The following is a 22241-nucleotide window of genomic DNA, read 5'->3' on the forward strand; positions in this document are numbered from 1 at the left end:
ATGTTTAAAATTTATAAGCAAAAAAATAATAAAATCGCAGTTTTATTACTTGTAACCTCTTTTATTTGCGCATTCGCATTTCCTGTGTTTTCAGAACAATTAGGCATATCACCAAATCCTCCCTACATTGGTATGCCAGAGTACAATGTGACAGATAGTAATAATATAAACGTGGTGTCTGGTAATCTAAGTTATAATTTAGAGGATCTTAAGATTGGGAGCGGAAAACATATCCTTAATCATAGTGTCCATATCAATTCAAATGATTTAGCTAACATTAGAGCATCTAAAGTTGGTTATAAAGACAAATATGATGGTGGAATCACTATAAGATTTGATGAAATACCTGGAGATAATCATTGTACAGTCGGCCGGAACAAAATTTTTGAATACATTTATGTTTATGATCACGAATCATCATATAGATTTTTACTAGAGAAAGGTTCATTTAAAAGTTTGTCAGATGTTAAGATAAAGTTGGATGTTTATGATAAGAATACTTATGTTATTACGAAGCCTGATGGAACTAAGGTGTACTTCTATTCTTATAAAAATATTCCAGCAACTCTAGACACAGGCTTTAGGCCTGAAGCGATCATGTCAAAAATTGTTTCTGCTGATGGATTTGAAATTTCTATACACAGAAAAGTTATGCATAACGGAAATCTGGGGCAAATAAAAAGTGTTACGTCGAACAACGGTCTACAGTTAAAATACATATATGACAGTGAGAAGCGCCCTTTAGCACCAAATAAGGTTTTGACAGCAGAATTAGCTGAAATGCAAAGTTACTACGGTAATGAATGGTTTGTTAACTTTCCAATAAAAATAATAGCAATAAATAATGCAGTCGAAACATGTCCTTTGCTGGATGATACATGCACTTTGAAACGAGTATGGCCGCAAGTAACTTACTCTTGGCCTGGTGGAATGCCTGCAGCTATGTTCATAGGCAATAGTGAGTTTGAACTGACTGACTATCGTGGGGTTAAAACAACATTTCGACATTTAGCGATAGACATGTGTAGAGACTACGAACCAGTTTCAATGTCAGCTGTTGGTTGCATCAAAAATACCAGATTTTATCCGCATATTGTAAAGGTAGAAAACAATGCTGGGATGGAGATTGATTATCAATATAAAGATACTATTTCATCATACGATAAGTATAAAGTCATTACGGAATCTTGTAACAATGGTCGATGTTCTTCTTATAATATTGGCGCTAACGTCACAAAATCTGAGTTAGGCGCTTGTAGAGAGCTACAATATACTTATGGTTCAACGTCTACATATAAAGGAGTAGTAAATTTTCATAACAGCTGGGAAAAATTAGGCGAATACAGAATTTCTGTGCCATTTTACATTGATGCATGGGATAAAAGAATTTATCTGGCTAAAAATCTGTCTAATGAAGTTAATAAAATTGAAAGCAAGTTGGATGGCGGAAAATCAAATTACGAGTATGACTCTTTGGGAAGACTGAAAACAGTAGAGGAGAATGGTGCATACAAAAGAATATCATACCCTTACTCATATAATGGGATATGTAGCAATTTCCGTTTTTGTCATAAACCGATTTATGTAAGCAATTTTCACGAAGAAAAAGCAACTAATGTTCATGCAACCTTTTATGAATATCATCCTGAATCAGGAAATATATCTTCAATTACATATCCTAAAGACAACCAGAATAAAGTTTTGCAAAGAGAATATAAGTATAAAAAATTGTTTGCAAGGTATCTAAACGTGAATAATGAAGTAGTTGAATCAGGAAGTCCTATATGGTTAATTTCTTCAGAATTCTACTGCCAAAATAGCATTTTAAAAGATGGAGTATGTTCAGGAAATGATAAAGTAACTACTAGTTATTACTACGGAGAAGGTAGTGGTTCTAATAATCTTTTTCTGATGGGTATGATAACTACTTCTGAAGCTGACAGTGCAAGCCGTACTTTATGCTATAAATATGATAATTATGGTAATGTAATAGAACAGAGCCAACCAAAATCTGGTATTACAGACTGTAACAGCGGTAGGGAGTTTTAAGAATGAGCAAGGTTAAAAATATTTGTTCAGCTGCTCTAAAATATTTATGTAAAGATGTTGCTTATTTAAGCTTGATATTTAGCATGTTTTTTGCTGGAACAGCTACAGCTTATCAGTCTGCAAAACCATATACTGATGCATTTCGTTATAATGTTCATGGTCAAATAACAGGTAAGATTAGTCCAGATCCTGATGGTGCAGGGCCGCTTCGTTATTCTGCTATCAGAAATAGTTATGCCGCCAATGGACAGTTAGTTTCTGTAGAAAATGGTGAGTTATATGAATGGCTTAATGAAAGCTATGAACCGAAAAATTGGACAGGTTTCACAGTTTTCAATTCGACAATTTATACCTACGATGCTCAGGGACGCATGGTCTCTGAGGCAGTAAAAGACAATTTTGGTCAAACTCAATCTTACAAACAAATGAGTTATGACTTGTATGACAGACTTGAATGCTCTGTCATCAGGTTTAACAAATCTTTATTTGATTCACTGAGTAAGAATGCATGTATTTCAACAGTGAATTCTGAAGGGGATGTTGATAGAGTTACAAAATATACTTATGACAGTATTGGTCAAATTTATGTAGTCTATAAAGCCTTTGGAACTCCGCTGCAGCAAGCTTATAAAACTAATGAATACTACGATGGTGATAAAGCAGGATTAATAAAAAGCGTACAGGATGCTAATAACAACAAAACTAGTTATTTTTATGATGGCACACCTGGGCTACTAACGAAAACTATCTATCCTGACCGCAGCGTTGAATTGTTTGAGTATGACTTACATAAGAATGTTAAAAAGAAAATAAAACGAAATGGGGCTGTTATTAATTATAGCTATGATGCTCGTCAACGTTTAATTATGACAGATTATGATGATAATTCTAAAATAAAAGATGTCTACCACAAGTATGATCTACGCGGACTGGTTTTAGAATCAAGAAGTGGCTCTTATGATGATACAAAATGGATTATAAATTCATTTAACGGTTTTGGTGATTTAGTTACAACTGTAACTGCTCAGGGCTATTACCCGACTATTAATAAACGTGAAATACATCATGAATATGACCAAAACAGTAATCGCGTTAGAATAACCCATCCTGATCGTAGTTACTTTGTATATGAGTATGACGGAGTAAATAAGCTAAAAAGCATACATGAAAATGGGGCTGAATTACTAGTTTCATTGAATTATTCAAATCAAGGATATGTTCAATCACATGTTCGAGGTAACACTTCATCAACCAATTATACTATGGATAAAATTGGTAGGTTAGTTTCTTTATCTCAAGATCTTGATGGTCGCAGTAATGATGTAACAGAAAATTTTGGCTATAATAGCGCCAGTCAAATGTTAACGATAGAGTCAAGTAATCACATATACAGTCATGACAGTAATGATTTGGTTGTCGGTAGTTATTCAGTCAATAACCTTAATCAATATACATCAGCTGGCGGGAGAACTATCAGTCATGATCCAAATGGCAATCTGATTTCTGATAGTTACAATACATATACCTACGATAACGAAAATAGACTAATTACAGTTTCTGGTCAGGATAATGCTTTATTAGATTATGATCCTCTTGGTCGTTTATATTCGATCACTGTACAGGGGCAGAAAAATTATTTTTTGTATGATGGTGATTATTTGATAGCCGAGTACAATTCTGCAGGTGATGTTATCAAAAGGTATGTTCACGACGCAGGAATTGATCAACCGTTAGTGCAGTACAAAAATGGTGTGATAAATGCAAATAATCGTCAATATCTTCATGCCAATTATCAAGGGTCAATTATTGCGTTAACGAATACTGATAAAACGCTAGCTCATATCAATACATACGATGCTTTTGGTATTCCTAAGTCATCAAATCAAGGTCGATTTGGGTATACCGGACAGTTGTATCTCCATGAGGTTGGATTAAATTACTATAAAGCGAGGATTTACAATCCAAGAATCGGCCGCTTTATGCAAACCGACCCGATTGGCTATGAAGATGATATGAACTGGTACGCTTATGTTGGAAATGATCCGATCAACCATATTGATCCAACTGGTGAAGCGAAGTATAAAGGAGACAAAAGCGGGATTGCAGCAGCCAACCTAGCCGCACGAGCTGTTGTAGCGGTTACTGAAAAGGGCTCGCCAATTAATAATGCCGCTCAGAGTGTTGCGGATACCACGCAGAAGTTAATTTATAATGATTCTGGATACAAAAAGCATGGAAATTCTGCACGGCAGTCTCAGAGTGGGGATGTTTCTCGTAAGCCCGTTGATGGACAAGCAGCGCTGAACAATTCCTTTCCTCTTGGAAAAAATACTAAAGCTCGTGTAGGCGTTGACGTTAATAATAGAGAAGTTGTTATTCTCAAAAATAATTCAACACCAATTAATGAATATCATGGCTACGTTCCAGGAAAACTCACGACACAAGAGGCAAATGTGGTAAAGAAAAACTTTGGTGGCGTTGTTGAAGTTAGTAAAAATGGAACTTGCAAAGTTAAATGTTAAGGACTAAATATGAAGCCATTTAACTATTATGGTTCTGCTATTAAAGCCACCCCGCTGCATTATTGTGAAACATATGATGAAGCAATAGAGTATCTTGAACAAGGATGGCGAGGAGATGAGCTATGCACAGGTATTTCTCCATACGTGCATAGTTGCGATGATATTCAGATTCTCGAAGAGTGTCTTAAGCGTGGAGCTAAAACTAGCAATGATATTTTGAAGACATCTGCCTTACATAGTCATAGCAAACTCAGCTTTATAAAATTACTAGTATCGTATGGTGCCGATGTTAACTACGTAAATTGGAATGGCTCAACACCTTTACACGCAGCGGATTACTTAGGCGTCATTAAATTTTTAATTTCGCAAGGAGCAAACCCCAATATATTAAATAATGACGGATTATTGCCAGGAGACGATTACCCTTCAGGAATTAAATGGGAGAAAATGAAAAATTATCTCCTTCAAGTTCGAAATTTTAAAACGTAATAATAATCAGAGCCTACGTTATAAAATAGGAAGGCCAAACGTGGCCACCCACAATATAAAAAGTTGTAAAATGGGCACCCATAAACCGGTGTCCTTTTCTTCGTCCAAACCGCGCAAAATCGCCAGCAGCTTGATCAGTCATTTCCAGTAGAACTGAACAACGTTCCACAGCAGGGCTGTCATTTTGCTGCAGCGCCTACATAGCTCTATAAAAAACGAACGTCCGCAATTAAGGCTAAGCCAACGTAATCGGTAATCGTAACACCAACCCCACATTCCCCCGTTAGCTAAACCACCATACCCTGTTTGCACAATTCACCAAACAGGGTTTTTTATGATCCGCAGAACTTCCGAACAATGGCTGGCGCTGATTGACCAGCACAAAACCAGCGGTTTAACACAGACCGAGTTTGCTAAACAACAAGGCATCGACCCGAGTTATTTCAGCCAGCGCAAATGACAATTACTTGCCTGGCAACAGGATGACAGCGACGGCTTTGTCGAACTAACACCGAACGGCATGCTGTTTCGTCAACCGATGATACTTAAAAAACGCGATGTTGAACTGCATCTACCTGCCGGAACTGATGCGGTGTGGGTCGCCACACTGCTCAAGGCAATGTCGCTATGAAGATGTTTATCGATACGCCTAAAATCTATCTGCACAAACAACCGGTCGACTTCCGTAAGTCTATCAATGGCTTGTCGATGTTGGTTGAGCATGAGATGCAGCAGTCGCCCTTTAGCGGTGCGCTGTTTGTGTTTTGTAATCAGCAACGCACCCGTTTAAAAGTGCTGTATTGGGACCAGACCGGCTTTTGCTTGTGGTACAAACGGCTGTAGGGGAATTTAAGGACACCCATAAACCGGTATCTTTTTTTTGATTCGTAAGCGTAACAACAACCTAACCGTTCATTCTACGGCGTCTTTAAGCCCTAATTCCCACGCGATAATCTATTTCACAGGAGGACGATCATGGCAAGAATTCATCACAGTGCCGCGCAGTGGCAACACTTTATTCAGTGATGGCAGGCTTCAGGCCAAAGCGCTGGCCAATTTTGTAAGTTGCATGGCTTGAGATACGTCACTGCAAACCATCCTTGAAGGTTACCAGCTAGCCTTGCCTCTTGAGCAAAAGTTGTGATCAAGAGACTGGCAGCTGTACGCCGTTTCAACAATGGCTAGAGTCAAGGGCAAAGTCATGCTTCGACCAGAAGGCGGATGGAAATTTAATCAGCATAACTGAGAAAATTGACGGAGCCTGAACGCTGGCTACGTCAATTCATCCCACTGAAGACTGTCAGTCATCTGTTGCGGAGCAAAAAATAGCATAACCTGCCACTGATTGCGCTGTGATCAGATGTCTGCCGCCAACATGTTGTGATCATAATGTAACCATCTGCAGTGGTTTAGCTGTGTTACAAGATATTTTTCATAATAGCGCAGGACCAAAGTACCAGTTTTTCAAAGGCGCCCATGCTGGATGAGCCGCATTCGTACAGTTATTGGATGGATCATCAAACCAGAATTGAACATTTCTGTCCGCCAGTTTGGCTGACATCAGAATTGACAGCATTGATTTGCAGGTTTCTGGAGGCACTCCATTATAATTCTCTGACACAGCACACAAATAAACCCAATTGATACTTCCAAATGACGCAACGAGTATGCCTGATGGTCCAACTACAACATTAGTAACCTTACCAACACATTCATATGCTTGTGCGCTGGCGCTAAATAAAGCTATAGATGTCAAAATGCATGTTATTACTTTTTTCATGGTTGCTCCGGAATTATTGAAATGTTGATGATTAAGTGTTTATAAACGCGATGATTTGAGGGCTGCTTATTATTTTTACTGCCAGATATGCGTTTATTTATTTTTTTGAAAGTTAAATTTTATTGTTCTTATATGGAACCTATGTTTTTGCTGTTTTACTCAAGTGCCAATTTTCAATCAAGTTTCCTGTCTAGAATTTTTTCAGTGACATTGAGAATGTTTCATGTAAATTAATTGATCTTTAATTGCAATAATCAATTCTATTGTAAGCGTAGTTTTCGATCATATCAAAATGTTTGTTATTGAAAGTGCAATATTCTGTATCAGTCAACCGTCAGTCAATCTGATGGTTCAATCCTACGGCGACTTGACTTGACAGCTGTTGAGGCACTGTTTGACTTGTAATTTCACCGGGCAGCAGATATTTTTGCCTTTATGCGAGGGTGGCGGGCAGGTTTTCGGTGAACAAAATTTTGAGGAAGGGGGCTGTGTTCGGCTGGCTGGCTGTTAGTCTGGCGATGGTCTTTGCCGCCGCGAGTCATGCTGCATCGGCTGGGTCGCTGCAGTCGTCGCCTGCTCCGTCCGGCAGTAGTCCCGCGCAAACGGTGTTATTGCTGCACAATGGGGATCGTCTGACCGGCACTTTACTGCAGCAGGATGAGCAGCAGTTTGTGTTACAGCTGGCTTATGCCGGTACTGTCAGTATTCAGCGTCAGGCTGTACAAAAGGTATCGACTGTGGCTGCGTCTGCAGCCGCTAAGACCGCTGCCGCCAGCACAGCGCCGATTGCCGCTGAACTAGCGAGCCTCAGCAGTCACTATGATTTGGATCTCAGTGCCAGCAATCGCCATGGCAAGCAGCAGGCCGAAAGTTACAGTGTGCAAAGCAGCAATGAATGGCGGCTGGCCCCCTGGCGCTGGTCGGTTGATGGTAAGTTTGATTATGAAATTAAAGAAACCGCCCGCAAAACCCATCAGTATCAGCTCAATCCCGGGCTGGATTATTTTTATAACGACAGCCTGTTTGGCCGGCTGAAACTGGATTACAGCTATAACTACCTGGCCAGCGACTATAAAAACCGTGACTGGGCAGCGGGTCCTGGCCTGAGTTTCTTTCGCGATAATGAGAATATCCGGCTGGAGCTGATGCTGTTGCTGGGTCTGAAACAAGCCTATTTCCGTGGTGATTTATTTTTACAGGGGTTGCTGAATGGTCAGGATCAGGTCGATTTTCGCTTTGCCTCGCTGGAGTGGGATCACTATTACCGGTTCAGTCAGCCCAAATTTGAGGTGTACAGCACAGGCACCCTGCTAAAAATGCTGAATCAGCCGCTGGCGCTGCTGGATTTTCGGTATGAACTCAATGCCACTGTCGGCCTGCGCTATTGGTTGAATCAGCAGATCCGGCTCAGTTGGTCGCTGGAATACGACAGAACCGCCTTGGATCTGATCCTGACTGGACTGCCGGAGATGCCACTGGATGTGCAGGATGTGCGGCAAAAACTCAGTATTGGTGCCAGATTCTGAATTTTGCACCCTCAGTCAGTTTATCCCCGCGCAGAGCTGCAGCCAGCTGCTTATTCTAGTTAAGAATATTAAATCGAAATTCAGGCTAAATGACAGAATATGTAATAGGCTAATATAGTTGCAACTTATTAAATAGGGATCTGTGATGCGCTTATTTGTTGTTTCTCCGCTGGCTTTATTCGTTTCCGCGATGGTGGCTGCCCCTGCAGTGGCCCAACAAAGTAAAGAAGACAGCATTGAAAAAATTTCGGTGATTGGCAGCCGGTTGTCAGTGCGTACTGCCACTGAAACGGCATCGCCGGTTGATATTATTGATGAAACCCAGCTAGCAGCCACCGGTGCTATTGAAACCGCCAAGGCGCTGCAGTTGCTGGTGCCAAGCTTTAACTTCCCAACCTCTTCAGTGACCGATGGTTCAGACGCAGTGCGCCCGGCCAGCTTACGTGGTTTATCGCCGGATCATACGCTGGTGCTGGTCAATGGCAAACGCCGGCATGGCTCGGCCCTGGTGCACCTGAACGGCACTATGGGGCGTGGCAGTTCGAATGTCGATTTAAATGCCATTCCGGTGGCAGCCATTAAGCGAATTGAGATTTTACGGGATGGCGCTGCCGCGCAGTATGGTTCTGATGCCATTGCCGGGGTGATCAACATTGTGCTGAAAGATCAAGCATCCGGTGGCAGCCTGAATGCCAGTACCGGCCAGACCTTTGAAGGCGATGGTGATTATTACAAAACCAGCCTGAATGCCGCCTTGGCGCTCGGCACTAACGGTTTTTTAAACCTGACGCTGGAACATCAGGATAAAAACAACACCAACAGAGCTGGTCTGGATCCGCGTGAGCAATACAACAAAATTAATGGTCAGCCTGATCCACGCGAAGCGGGTTTTAACCGGCTCAATCATCAGGTCGGTGATGCCGCTTACCAGCACAGTGCGGTGTTTTTTAACGCCGGTCTGCAACAAGGTGACACTGAGTGGTATAGCTTTGGCGGTTTTAGTTCACGTGATACCCAGTCCAGTGCATTTTTCCGCTTGCCGAAGGATGCGCGTAATATTGCCGAGCTTTATCCGGATGGTTTTTTACCGCAGATAGCGCCGACTTCGGATGATCATTCGGTCACTGCCGGGGTGAAATGGCCGCTGCTGGGCTGGCAACTGGATTTTTCTGCCGGTACCGGTCGTAGTACCTACGCTTATTATGTCAATAACTCACTGAATGCCTCTGTCGGTCCGACCAGCCCCACCAGTGCTTATGCCGGTCAGTTAAAAAATCAGGAACAAAACTACAATCTTGACGCCAGTCGCCGTTACAGCTTTATCAATGATTCCGAACTGGTGGTATCGACCGGTATTAGCCGGCGGCAGAACAACTACCGGATTGAAGCTGGTGATGAGCTGTCGTGGAAAAACTATGGTTATCAGAATAAAGCCGGTGGCATTCAAGGCTTTGGTGGTTTTACACCGGAGTCCAGAGTGAATGAATCGCGCCATAACAGTGCGATTTATCTGGAACTGGAAAATGCCCTGACCGACAATCTGACCTGGGGCAGTGCCGCCCGGTTGGAAGACTATTCAGATTTTGGTCGCGAAAGCAGCTTTAAATTGTCGGGCCGTTATCAACTGACCGACGCCTGGGCTGTGCGTGCCACCGCCAACGATGGTTTCCGCGCCCCGAGTGTGCAGCAACTGTATTTCTCCAATTTGTCGACGCTGTTTGTCGCCAACCCACAAACCGGTGTGCTGGTGCCAACCGAATCCGGTACTTTTAACAATATTTCAGCGGTCACCCGGGCTATTGGTCAGGGCGATTTGCAGCCTGAAAGTGCGCGTAGTGTCAGTGCCGGTATCACTTATCAGGGCGAGGATGGTTTCAGTCTGACGCTGGACAGCTATCAGATTAAGCTGGAAGACCGGATTATTCTGACTGGCTCTGTCACCCGTGCTGACAGTGCGACGCTCAATGCAGTGCTCGGCACTTCAGGGGCCAACAGTGTCAGATTTTTCACCAATGCAGTGGATACCACCAGCCGCGGGGTGGAAGCTGTGTTGGCTTATCAGTGGCAAACCAGTGGTTATGGCGACTTTAACAGCAGTTTAAGTCTGCAGTATAACGACAGTGATATTGATCAGATCAAAGTGCCGGCGCTGTTGGACGGGCTGCAGGCTAAGCTGTTTGATCGGGTGGAGCAGGTGCGGCTGACCAAGGCTAATCCGGCCAAAGCTGGGGTTTGGTCGCTGGGTCATCAATTGGGCGCGCTCAAAAGCAGCTTGCGGCTGAATTATTTTGGACCTTATACCTTAGGTTACGCCACGGGCGATAAAGAGTTTGCCGCTAAAACCACGGTCGATTTAACCCTGGGTTATGCTGTGACTGAGTCCTTTGACGTTACCTTGGGTGCCAGTAACCTGTTTGATGTCTATCCGGATGAACAGCCGGTGGTGAACAGCTTTAACGGTATCTTTAAGTACCCCAATACCAATGCACCTTTTGGTTTTAATGGCGGTTCTTATTATCTGGATCTGACCTATAAGTTTTAATGCTGCGCCGCAGCTCACAGCGCAGCAAGGTTAGCGCTGTGAGCCTTGCGGGGACTGGCGGCTTACTGCCAATGCTGACTCACTTGCTGCTGATCTGGTCGCCAGTCTTGGTCTAGCCAGTTCAGCAATTGCAAGCTGTAACTGGCAGCAAACAACAGATGTTGTTGGGCGGGGGCCAAATTCCGGCTTAACCAGATTTTTGGGGTTTGACCTGGAAAAGACATCGCCGCCACCATCTGGCCGCCATTCGAAATGTGTAACCCCTGAAAATTTGATGCAAAATCAGGTAGTTGTCGCCACTGATTGTCAACTTTTTCTACGCCATGGTGGATAGCTGTCAGTGGGTAGACGTCTGAACCAGATTGCAGCGTCAGTACAGGCTGCTGTTGCTCAGTGAGTGTGACCGTCAGTTGCCATTGACGGTCCGCCTGTTGTAAAACACAGGATAACCGGGTTTGTTGCCGGTCCAGCTCCCGCGCATGCTGGTTATTCTGTTCAACGCCAGCGGTTTTTTCTTGTTGTGGCCTGACTGTTTCCTGCAACAAGCTCTCATTCTTCAGTTGGCACTCCACTTTGATACTCTGTGCGCCATCACTGCTGTGAAATTGATACTCCCGTTTCTGTCGGACCTTGTAATGCTGCACCTCTGGGTCCTCATCCGAAAACAACTCATAAACCACTTTCTCCAGAGCATTGCCGCCTGGGGTCAGACTGTGTTTAGTGGTCGAAAGCCAACTGATATCGACCCGACTGATGGCAAAAGGACCACTTTGCTGGGCATAGCTGTCTCCAAAGACGGAGCTGGGTTGTTTCAGTTCATATTGCACTGCATTGGTTAAAAAAGGCGTCGGCAGCGGCACTGAATAATCGCTGACGCTTTTACAAGCCGTCAGTCCTAACAAAACAGTACACAGCGTTGGTACAGTGGCGAACAATTTCATCAGGCTCATCCTTGCTGGGGTCGGGATCAAAAGTGACTTTAGTGTACTGGAGCACCTCGGGTGTTGTGAAGACTAGAGCGTGTTGACTTTTGGTGTGTGAATTTTGTTCAATCGGGGGCCGCCAGCCCGCGAAAGGAGCTGCGAAGCTTAGTGATCTAAGCGAGTAGCGAGTGACAAAGGGCTGGCAAGTCCCCGGTTGAACCCTACGGGCAGCGTTTGGCTGACCTTTCTACGGCGTTATCGCCCGCTCATGTAGAATAACTACACATCGCGGGCTCTGCCTTGTATAAAAGCCAGCCAAACAGCTGCAAAAACATACACCAAAGGTCAACACGCTCTCATTAATATACTGAAAAATACTCTGCTTGCTGCCTGCGGATCAGTTGCTGAATAGATGCAATAAGCCCTTTTCTGACTAAAACGATTCAGTTTAACTTTTTGTCCGGCCTGGTTTTTTTGATTTGCGCCAATCTGGTGCAGTTGTTCCTCTGTCTGCACTGCCATAGCGCTTAGTTCGGTGGCTGAATACGTATTCATCTTGTGCATTTGGGCAGGGCTGCTTATTAAATGAACGTGTGTTTCAGAAAATGCTGAAGCAGTGTCAACAGCCATGGTGCAACAGGGCACCTGGTCATTATAAAAATCAGTCATGTTACTGGCACAACACCATTTCAACACCAGCACGGGGATAGAGGCATGTCAAAGTTTAAACTCAGTGTGTTAACGCTGACACTGGCTGCTGCCGGCGTGTGCCCTTGGGCACAAGCGATGCAGCAAACCAGTCCGGCGTCAACGCAAGTCAGTGCGACCAGCAGCTCAGACGACAACAGCAATAAAACGGCTAATAACAGCAAAGAACAAATTGAAGTGATCGAAGTGCGCAGCTTTGCTGGCAGCTTGATTAAATCGCTGAATTTGAAAAGATTTAACGATACTGTTTCCGAAACCATTTCGGCGGACGATTTAGGCGCGCTGCCGGATGTGTCGATGGCGGATGCCCTGACCCGGTTGCCTGGGGTGTCGGCGGTACGGACCGGTGGTCAGGCGTCAGAAATTAATATTCGGGGTATGGAAGGCGGTTTTGTGTTTTCGACCTTAAACGGCCGCGAACAGGTCTCCACCAGTGGTAAACGTAATATTGAGTTTGACCAATATCCGTCGGAACTGATCCAGTCTGCCGCTGTGTATAAATCACCCAAGGCCTCCTTGATTGAAGGCGGCGTTGCCGGCAGCGTCGAACTGCAAACCGCCAGCCCACTCAATGCCAGAGAGCAACATAACGTGGTGGTGAATGCCCGCGGCAGTTACAACGACCGGGCAGATGAAGTGTCTGATGCCACTGAATTTGGTGATCGCTTTAGTTTGTCTTATCAGGGCAAATATCTGGATGACACTTTAGGTCTGGCGCTGGGTTATGCCCGGTTGTTTCAGCCCAGTGTGGCCACTCAGTTTGTCGGTTTCCAGTATACCGATGAACTGGATTTGGATGGTGTGAAAGGTGACAGCGCGCAAGAGCTGGTCAGTGAAGGTTTTGAACTGCAGCACCGTGGTGGTGAAGAAACCCGGCATGGTTATGTCGCCGTGCTGGAGTGGGCACCGGATGACAAACTGAAAGTCAAAGCAGATGCATTTTTATCCAAATTTGATACTGAAGCTTTTGCCCGCGGGTTCCGGGTTAAATTCAAAGGGCCGACCGCTATTATCACCAATCCGGTGATTGTCGATAACGTGATGGTCGGCGGCACTGTGCAGCGTAAATCCAGTAACAGCGATACGCTGGTCGAGATGGTCAATGATGACAATACCGACCTGGATGAAGTACGCAGCTTTGGTTTTAATACCGCTTATCAGCTGACGGATAACCTGAATTTGAGTCTGGATATTGCACACTCCTCCTCAAAAAGTAATTTCCGCAATGGTTTGTTGTGGTCGCTGGTGGCGCAGGATGCGACGGCGGCTAAACCTGTGCTGGATCCCAATGTTTCAATAACTTATCAGCTCAACGGCCTGAATTTACCTGGGGTTGGTTTTAACCAAGCCGCTGCTTTTACTGATATTAACCGGATGATGGTTAGCCAATACGGCATCTATCCGACCATCAACTCGGATGAAGTGGATGCGTACCGGCTGGACGGTCAATACAAACTGGATAATCCGATTATCGGCTCGATTGAAGCTGGGGTGCGTTATTCTGAGCGGGATTACACCAACGACCGGCAAGTCTTTGTCTATGGTGCCGATAATCAGTTCCTCAGTAGTGAACCACCACTGCGGTTAACCGCCGATATGGTGGAAAAAGTCGACTTTAAAGGTGACTTTGCCGCTTTTCCCAGCTATTTAGCGATAGATATGCAAAAAGCGCTGAATGCCTGGTTCCCGAATGGCGTGCCGCAGCCTGTCCAAACCTGGGGCAATGGTTACACCGGCTTAGCGGATTCGCAGCGGGTCAATGGCGGCAAACAGACACCCTGGAGCTTGTTTGAAAGTGGCGATGTGTTTGAAGATGTGCTGGCAGCTTATCTGCAAGCCAATATCGATACTGAAGTGTTTGGCCTGGGCCTGACCGGTAATATCGGTGTGCGGATGGTCGAAACTAAACAGTTTGCCACCAATATGACCTTCGTCGATGGCGATCCAACCCAAGGCGCGCAGTACATCACCGATGAAGTTGGCCTGGTCAGCGATGATTATGCGCTGGGTTTAGTCGGGATGAAATACCGTGATTATCTGCCACAACTGAACCTGAATCTGGCGCTGACGGACAGCGATCAACTGCGCTTTGCTGCCGGTCGGGTGATGTCACGGCCACCGATCCATCAGTTATCCGCCCAAACCAGTTTTAACATTGCCAGTAATGGTGATGTCAGTGGGAGCGCCGATAAGAGTCCGTTTTTAAAGCCTTTTTATGCCGATCAGTTTGATTTGTCCTATGAGAAATATTTTACCGAAACTGAAGGCGCCTTTGTGGCGGCGTTGTTTTATAAAAATATTAAGTCCTTTATCCAGCGTGACACTATCGCTGATTTTGACTTTGCAGCCGCAGGCTTCCCATTACCGGCTTATGTGCCAGGGACTGAGCCGGGCAATCCGGACGGCTTACCGCCAAGAACACCAGATCCGATCGGAACTTATAATACTGCGGTCAACAATGACGAGGGCGGTTATATCCGTGGCGCTGAATTGGCCTTTACCCAGGTCTTTAAGTTTTTACCTTCCTACTGGTCAGGGTTAGGGATCAGTGCCAGTTATTCCTACACCGAAAGTGAAATCAGCACTGAAGTAATGAATGGCAAGCAAAGCTTTAAAGCTGACCTGAAAGGTCTGTCGCCGAACGTCTACACAGTGACGCTGTTTTATGAGTATGGCGATTTTGAAACGCGGTTCAGCACCAGATTCCGTGATGATTTTATTTCCGACCAGTCGGCGGAAAAAGATCAGGAAGTGCGTTATGACGCTGAAATGGTGATGGATTATCAGGCGTCCTACCAAGTCAATGACAATCTGGGGTTACTGTTTCAGATCAACAACCTGATGGATGAACCAACCAAAAGCTACTGGGGACAACAGGCCTACACCGGCACTATCCAGTATTTTGGCCGGCAGTTTTATCTGGGCGGTAACTACACCTTTTAACAGCTGAATATAAGCGCTGGCTGAAGGTATTGTCCTTGAGCCTGATCCCTGATTTGCGGAGTATTTAGGTTATGCGAACCATCTTCATTGTAAAATCACTGAGCCTGCTGACGGCTGCAGTGTTGTTAACGGCCTGTGGCGGCGGCGATTCCACCGCACCGGCCCAGCTATTATTGACCTGTAATTCACCAGAAGTACCCAATGCGGCTGGCACTGCTTGTGTGGCGCCGCAGCCAATCAAATGTAAAGCACCGACCTTCCCGGATGCGAAAAACGAAAGTTGTGTCATTGGTTACAATGCCAAATTGCCAGCGCCTGTGGTGACGCCAGCGGCGGAACAGGCCGTGCTGTTTTTTAATAAAAAAGGCAGTTATGACGGTTATCGGCTGCATACCTGGAACAATGAAAGCTGTGACGCTTATCTGGACAATTCACTGGCCAAATCCTGGGATAATGGCCTGGAACCGAATGGGGTTGATCCCGTCTATGGGGCCTATTGGCTGCTGAATCTTAAACCTGGGGTGGCTGGTAAAGCGGGTGCCTGTGGTAATTTTATTATCCACGTCGGTACTGATGATGCCGGTAAAGCCATGGGTGCCGGTGACTTTAAAATGGATTTAGGGCCAAAAGAGCCGGCTAAAGTGGCGCGGATGAGCTTTACCTTTAATGGTAATTCCTCGGTCTTTATTTATCCGGTCGATTCGCTTGGCGTGCAAATTGCAGATAACGCCGCGCACTGGCTGGATAAAAATACCTTTGTCTGGAATGGTGATACCAGCGGCGTCACTAAAATCAAATTGCACCATGCGGCTCAAGCCGATTTGGCGATTGATGATGATTTAGTGTTAAGCGGCGAGACCTTAGAGCTGGCGCCAGCCACGTTATCCGACGCCCAAAAAGCCCGGATCCCCGCCTTAGCGAACTGGCCTGCGTATCAGGTCAACCTGAGCAGCGAACAAGCCAAAACCCTGGTAAAAAATCAGTTAGCTGTGGCCGCTTATGATGCTAGCAATAAGCTGTTGACGGCGAGCTATGTGCAGGCGGCCAAGGTACTGGATGATCTGTACACCAGTGGTGCGCAAGATGCGAATGAAGCAACTTTGGGTGTGCAATATCTGGCGGGCACTATTAAAACCTCGGTCTGGGCACCGACTGCACGCTCGGTCAAACTTAAAGTCTATAACAGCAGTAAAGCCTTAACTGCGACTCAGCCGATGACGCTGGACGCTGCCACAGGGATTTGGAGTTACAGTGCGGCCACCGCCACGCTGGATAAACAGTTTTATCGCTTTGAGCTGGAGGTTTATCATCCACAAAGCAAAAAACTGGCAGTGACAGAAGCGACCGATCCCTATTCAGTGAACGTAGCTACCAATGGCCGTTACAGTCAGTTTGTCGATCTGAACGCCGCTGAGACTAAACCTGAAGGTTGGGATAATCATCAGATTAAGGCCGCGACAGCGCCGGAAGATATCGTGATTTACGAAGGACATATCCGCGATTTCAGTGCGATGGAGCCAACGGTTACCGCCGCTCATCGCGGTAAATATCTGGCCTTCACTGAACAGGATTCGGCACCGGTGCAACATCTGAAACAGCTGGCTGACAGTGGTTTAACTCATTTCCATCTGTTGCCGGCGACAGATATGGCAACTGTGAATGAAGATGCCAGTAAAAGAGTGGATTTAACCAGCACAGTAGCGGCTTTGTGTAAGCTCAATGCCAAAGCCAGCGTCTGCCAGGAAGCGCCGGAAAAAACCTTGTTGGATTTGATGCAGTCTTATCAGAATTCCGGTGAAAACGCCCAGGCGCTGGTGGAAAGCATACGTGGTAGCGACAGTTTTAACTGGGGTTACGATCCGCATCACTTTAATGTGCCAGAAGGTTCTTATGCGTCAAGCCCGGAAGGTGTGGCTCGGATCAAAGAAATGCGGGCGATGAATATGGCGTTGCATGGCTTGGGACTGCGGGTGGTGCTGGATGTGGTGTATAACCATACCAATGCCGCCGGTCTGAACGACAACTCTGTGTTTGATAAAATTGTGCCAGGTTATTATCACCGGTATAACCCGGTGTCAGGTGCTATTGAACGCTCGACCTGCTGTGACAATACCGCCACTGAACATGCCATGATGCAGAAGTTTGTCGAAGACTCGCTGGTCACCCTGGCAAGTGCCTATAAGTTTGATGGTTTCCGCTTTGACATTATGGGTCATCATCCAAAAGCCGGTATTCTGGCTGCCCGCAGCGCAGTGCAAAAAGTCGATGCCGACACCTATTTCTACGGCGAAGGCTGGAATTTTGGTGAAGTGGCTGACGATGCCTTGTTTGAACAAGCGCGGCAAGCCAACATGGCCGGTACTGAAGTGGGCACTTTTAATGACAGACCCAGAGATGCAGTGCGTGGTGCTAAATTGTTTGCCAATGATGCTGATGTGGGCAGTAAACAACAGCAAAACTACATCGAAATTGGCTTAGCCGGTACCTTAAAAGACTTTGTGCTGAAAGACTATCAAGGCAATACCGGTACTGCTGGCGGCGTGATCTGGAACAGCCAGCCAGCGGGTTATGCCACAGATCCGGCCGATATCATTAACTATGTCTCAAAACACGACAATGAGTCGCTGTGGGATAAATTACAGCTCGAACTGGCAGCAGACGTCAGCCTGAGCGAACGGGTGCGGATCCACAATATCGCACTGGCGATCCCCCTGTTGAGTCAGGGTATCCCTTTCCTGCAAATGGGCGATGATTTGTTACGCTCCAAGTCGCTGGATAGAAATAGTTATGATGCCGGCGACTGGTTTAACCGGGTTGATTTTAGTAAAACCAGCAACAACTGGAATGTTGGTTTACCACTGGCGCAAGATAACAAAGCCAGTTGGGACAAGATCAAAACTGTTGCCTTTAACCCACAAACGGCGGCCCAACCGGAAGATATCCAATTTGCTGGCACTGTGTTCCAGGAGTTCTTAAAAATCCGCAGTAGCAGCCCATTATTCCGGCTGACCACAGGGGAAGCTGTAATGGCCAGATTGGGTTTTCATAATATTGGTAAAAATCTGACTCCGGGTTTAATTGTGATGAGTCTGGATGATGGCACCGGGCTGGCAGATTTGGATCCGGCTTATGACGCCATCGTGGTGGTGATCAATGGCACTGACCAGCAGCAAAAGCATAAGGTGGCTACTGCCAGTGGTTTTAGCCTGCATCCGGTGCAGCAACAGTCGGTGGATGCTGAGCTGGATGCTGCTGCCTTTGTGGCCGCAGGTGCAGATGGCGAATTTGTAGTGCCGGCTTATACGGCTGCGGTCTTTGTCAAACCGCAACAAGGCGCACAGGGGCAAGGTCTGAAAGCCGATGCGACTATGGGCGCAGCGGATATCGCGCCTTATGGTTTGACGACGGTGTTTGTCCGCGGCAGCATCAATGGCTGGGGCGAAGTCGACGCCTTCACTTATGTCGGTGAAGGGGTATACAGTGCCCGTATCAATATTGCCGCCGGTGATTATGAGTTTAAAATCGCTTCAGGTGATTGGTCGACTGTTGATTTTGGTGCCCAGTCCGGTCAGGTCGATGTGCTGTTGGATGGCCAGAAAACGCTGGCAAAATCTGGTGCTAATATGAAACTGAGTCTGGCCAAAACCTCCAGCTACGTCTTTACGCTGGATGCCAGTGTGCCGACAGCGCCTGTGCTCACAGTGACCGAGTATGTGCCTTTTGCTGCTACCAAAGTTTATATCCGTGGTGGCATGAATGGCTGGGGTGAAGTCGATCAACTGAGCTATGATGGTGCCGGCAGCTACAGTGTGACACTGGATCTGGCAGCAGGGGATTACGAGTTTAAGGTTGCCTCTGCCGATTGGTCGACTGTCGATTTTGGCGGTGGCGCCGATGGCCAGAATGTGACTTTAGCCACAGACAAAGTGCTGGCGCGTAGTGGCAGTAACCTGAAACTGAATCTGGCCGTCGCCGGTCGTTATCGCTTCAGTTTTAATGCCACAGATACTGCAGCCCCTGTGCTCAACGTCAGTAAGTTATAAGCTGCAACATCAGCAACAGGCTGTTATCCGGCTGGTGTTGATGTGATAAACCCAACGCCACAGCAGTTTGCTGTGGCGTTGTTATTTGCGTAGCTGCAAGGCTTTTGAGGTTAGCTGTGATGGTCGTCTGTTTAATTGCCACAAGTTGTCTGTTTTTTTTACAATTAAAGTTTGAAAACTTTACACTATAATTTTAAATTATTGTTTTATATATATTTATTTTAATGGCGTACTTTATGCTTCAGGTCGCAGGGATTTTGGTATGGATATAAAAATGATAAAAAACATAGCGTTAGTCGTCGCACTTGCGACAGCCAGTTTTAGCAGTCAGGCCAGCAGTATTCAGTACGCGGGTTACAGCCGGGCAGACAATAGCAATATAGTACAAGGTTTTGGTTTGCAATGGCTCAGTTGGCAGAGCACCAACCATCAAAGTATCGATGCCGCATTGGCCACACATAACGGCTGGCGGTTGGCGAGTAATCAAGAGATGGCCACTTTGTTTAACCACTTTGGTTTTGGCGGGATCACCTGGACTGTCAGCGAAGATGAGATGCTGCTCAATGATGGCTGGACCCTGACTGAAGACAGCAGTTATGACTATTTTCTGCAGTTGTTTGGCGTAACTGAATCAGGCAATAACGGTCCTTGTGTGCAAAGCTGCTTCTACCAAACGGATCCGGACTTATCCACTGCGGCGTTGTTTGGCAGTGATGCCAATGGTAATGGCAAGTATAATGCCGTGGCCATTGTCAGCGATGCCACTTATAAACATCCGACCAAAGGCGATGTCCGTTGGGATCAGGAGGCTCGCTGGTACGGCGAATCGTTCGAGCGCAGCATGGCAGAAAGCGGACGGGGTGTTGCCCTCGTCAGGGATGCCACTGCATTGTCGGCGCAACCTGTGAATGCCCCGGCGACACTAGGTTTAGTGGCGCTTGCCTGGGTAGCACTGCGATTGAGCAAAAAACGCTGAGCTCAAAGATGGCGGGTGAGATGCGGACTGGCTCAAACCCGCTGTTGGCTGCTGTCGCTGCCTTAGGTTTTACCATTGATACTGTTGAGTGGCTGCTCGTTTCAATCAATATCATCCGCTGCCGACGGCTTGGCGATGTCATGGATAACCGTCATTGGATCGGCAAGCCGCTTTACACCGCCGCTATTTATCCTTAAATTAACTGCTCTTACCAGTCATTAACGCAGGCGTCATGGTGCAACATACCGAAACTTTATTGCCTTATATCGCTGATATTTTTCAGCAAATGCCGTTTAATCAGTTGCTTGGGTTACAGGTCACGGCTTTTACCGCCGAGCAGGCGGAAGTGCGGTTTGATTTCCGGCCTGAGTTAGTCGGCAACCCGGTACAGCAGATTTTGCATGGTGGCGTGATCAGCACTGTGCTGGATGTGGTGGGCGGTATTATGGCCGTGGCTTGCGCGCTGGAGAAACTGGAGCAGATTGATCCGGCATCGCTGGCAGCAAAATTAGGCAAAACCGGCACCATCGATTTACGCAGTGATTATTTAAGGCCAGGCCGGGGCAAGCAATTTATCGCTACAGCGCAGGTGATTAGGGCTGGCAACAAAGTCTGTGTCTGCCGGATGGAGCTACATAATGAAGAAGGCGTGCATATTGCGCTGGGAACCGGCACTTATCTTGTAGGCTGAGTTAGGCTACACTAACGGCCTTTTCACAGCCGCCGGGTTGTGGTGACTTTGCGCCCGCACAGTCAGGCCCGGCTTTGCGCCGGAGGCGCTTGTCATGCAGTTAAGTCGGGAACAAAAAATTGGCGGCAGTTTTGCCGTCAGTGCTTATACCTTATGGGGCATTGCGCCGCTTTATTTCAAACAACTCGCTTTTGTGCCGGCAATGGAAATTCTGTTGCACCGCATTGTTTGGTCTTTTTTATTACTCGCCATCATTCTGACTGTCTTGCAACAATGGCCCAAAGTGCAGGCGGTATTACGCCAGCCTAAATTACTGGCAGCCATGCTGGGGACGGCGTTATTGCTGGCCGGTAACTGGGGGCTATTTATCTGGGCGGTTAATAACGGCCATATGCTGGATGCCAGTTTAGGTTATTACATCAATCCACTGCTGAATGTCCTGCTCGGCATGCTGTTTTTAGGCGAACGGCTGCGTAAATTACAATGGGCGGCGGTCGCGCTCGCTGCGATTGGCGTGCTGATCCAATTGCTGACTTTTGGCTCTTTGCCCTGGATTGCGCTGGTGCTTGCCGGCAGTTTTGCCCTGTATGGCTTATTTCGCAAAAAGCTGGCGGTTGATGCCATCAGTGGATTGTTTGTCGAGTCGTTATTGTTGCTGCCGTTGGCACTCTGGTATTGGTGGAGTGTCGCTGATTCTGGCGCTGCCAACTTAATGGCCAACAGCCTCAGTCTGAATCTGACCTTGATGGCAGCCGGTATTATTACCACCATTCCGCTGCTGTGTTTTATCGCCGCCGCCAGACGGTTGCAGCTGTCAACGATGGGCTTTTTCCAGTATATAGGCCCGAGTTTTATGTTTGTATTTGGCGTGTTTTTGTATCAGGAGCCACTGGCGTCAGAGCGCTTGCTGACCTTTGGTCTTATTTGGACCGCTTTGCTGGTGTACAGTCTGGATACTTTCTGGCAATTAAGACAAGGCCGCCGGCAGTGATACGGGTGCACTCTGTGCACTCGTTTGGCTCAGGCTGCTGCTTTGCGGCAAGCAGCCA

At 46.4% G+C, this 22241-nt stretch carries 16 protein-coding genes; 13 read left to right on the forward strand and 3 right to left on the reverse strand.

The window, feature by feature from the left end:
* The 5 genes from AC53GJ_RS02150 to tnpB all read left to right on the forward strand — a co-directional run bounded on the left by AC53GJ_RS02150 (position 1) and on the right by tnpB (position 5903).
* A complete protein-coding gene (locus AC53GJ_RS02150; protein ID WP_496730886.1) occupies positions 1-2049 on the forward strand; it encodes a hypothetical protein in 2049 nt (682 codons plus the stop codon).
* A gap of 2 nt (positions 2050-2051) precedes the next feature.
* Positions 2052-4571 carry an RHS repeat-associated core domain-containing protein gene (locus AC53GJ_RS02155; RefSeq protein ID WP_496730887.1) on the forward strand — a complete coding sequence of 840 codons (2520 nt, stop codon included), beginning with the start codon at positions 2052-2054 and terminating at the stop codon, positions 4569-4571.
* Between the two features lie 9 nt (positions 4572-4580).
* A complete protein-coding gene (locus AC53GJ_RS02160; protein WP_496730888.1) occupies positions 4581-5060 on the forward strand; it encodes an ankyrin repeat domain-containing protein in 480 nt (159 codons plus the stop codon).
* A 334-nt stretch (positions 5061-5394) separates the two neighbouring features.
* The gene (gene tnpA, locus AC53GJ_RS02165; RefSeq protein ID WP_496730889.1) at positions 5395-5520 is read left to right on the forward strand and encodes an IS66 family insertion sequence element accessory protein TnpA; all 126 of its coding nucleotides are present in this window, start codon (positions 5395-5397) and stop codon (positions 5518-5520) included.
* 167 nt (positions 5521-5687) lie between these two features.
* Entirely contained in the window at positions 5688-5903 is a 216-nt protein-coding gene (gene tnpB / locus AC53GJ_RS02170; RefSeq protein WP_496730890.1) for an IS66 family insertion sequence element accessory protein TnpB, read from the forward strand.
* Between the two features lie 589 nt (positions 5904-6492).
* Here the strand turns inward: tnpB and AC53GJ_RS02175 are convergent.
* Positions 6493-6840 carry a hypothetical protein gene (locus AC53GJ_RS02175; RefSeq protein WP_496730891.1) on the reverse strand — a complete coding sequence of 116 codons (348 nt, stop codon included), beginning with the start codon at positions 6838-6840 and terminating at the stop codon, positions 6493-6495.
* A gap of 488 nt (positions 6841-7328) precedes the next feature.
* Here AC53GJ_RS02175 and AC53GJ_RS02180 point away from each other — a divergent pair, with 488 nt between their 5' ends.
* Entirely contained in the window at positions 7329-8366 is a 1038-nt protein-coding gene (locus AC53GJ_RS02180; protein ID WP_496730892.1) for a DUF481 domain-containing protein, read from the forward strand.
* 145 nt (positions 8367-8511) lie between these two features.
* Positions 8512-10908 carry a TonB-dependent receptor plug domain-containing protein gene (locus tag AC53GJ_RS02185; RefSeq protein ID WP_496730893.1) on the forward strand — a complete coding sequence of 799 codons (2397 nt, stop codon included), beginning with the start codon at positions 8512-8514 and terminating at the stop codon, positions 10906-10908.
* Positions 10909-10970: 62 nt separating this feature from the next.
* Here AC53GJ_RS02185 and AC53GJ_RS02190 read toward each other — a convergent pair whose 3' ends face one another.
* Together AC53GJ_RS02190 and AC53GJ_RS02195 are read right to left on the reverse strand one after the other, a co-directional pair.
* Entirely contained in the window at positions 10971-11849 is an 879-nt protein-coding gene (locus tag AC53GJ_RS02190) for a hypothetical protein (protein WP_496730894.1), read from the reverse strand.
* A 327-nt stretch (positions 11850-12176) separates the two neighbouring features.
* The gene (locus AC53GJ_RS02195) at positions 12177-12500 is read right to left on the reverse strand and encodes a hypothetical protein (RefSeq protein ID WP_496730895.1); all 324 of its coding nucleotides are present in this window, start codon (positions 12498-12500) and stop codon (positions 12177-12179) included.
* Between the two features lie 45 nt (positions 12501-12545).
* Here AC53GJ_RS02195 and AC53GJ_RS02200 point away from each other — a divergent pair, with 45 nt between their 5' ends.
* From AC53GJ_RS02200 to rarD, 6 genes are all read left to right on the forward strand, one after another.
* Positions 12546-15482: a TonB-dependent receptor gene (locus tag AC53GJ_RS02200; RefSeq protein WP_496730896.1), complete on the forward strand. Its 2937-nt coding sequence runs from the start codon at positions 12546-12548 to the stop codon at positions 15480-15482.
* 71 nt (positions 15483-15553) lie between these two features.
* Entirely contained in the window at positions 15554-19525 is a 3972-nt protein-coding gene (gene pulA, locus AC53GJ_RS02205; protein WP_496730897.1) for a pullulanase-type alpha-1,6-glucosidase, read from the forward strand.
* A gap of 274 nt (positions 19526-19799) precedes the next feature.
* Entirely contained in the window at positions 19800-20501 is a 702-nt protein-coding gene (locus tag AC53GJ_RS02210; protein ID WP_496730898.1) for a hypothetical protein, read from the forward strand.
* A gap of 20 nt (positions 20502-20521) precedes the next feature.
* The gene (locus tag AC53GJ_RS02215) at positions 20522-20698 is read left to right on the forward strand and encodes a hypothetical protein (RefSeq protein WP_496730899.1); all 177 of its coding nucleotides are present in this window, start codon (positions 20522-20524) and stop codon (positions 20696-20698) included.
* 35 nt (positions 20699-20733) lie between these two features.
* Positions 20734-21192, forward strand: coding sequence for a thioesterase family protein (locus AC53GJ_RS02220; protein WP_496730900.1), 459 nt, complete (start codon positions 20734-20736; stop codon positions 21190-21192).
* A gap of 94 nt (positions 21193-21286) precedes the next feature.
* Positions 21287-22183: an EamA family transporter RarD gene (gene rarD / locus AC53GJ_RS02225; protein WP_496730901.1), complete on the forward strand. Its 897-nt coding sequence runs from the start codon at positions 21287-21289 to the stop codon at positions 22181-22183.
* The last annotated feature ends 58 nt before the right edge of the window (positions 22184-22241 follow it).

This window comes from Rheinheimera sp. B2H12, from assembly GCF_059620065.1.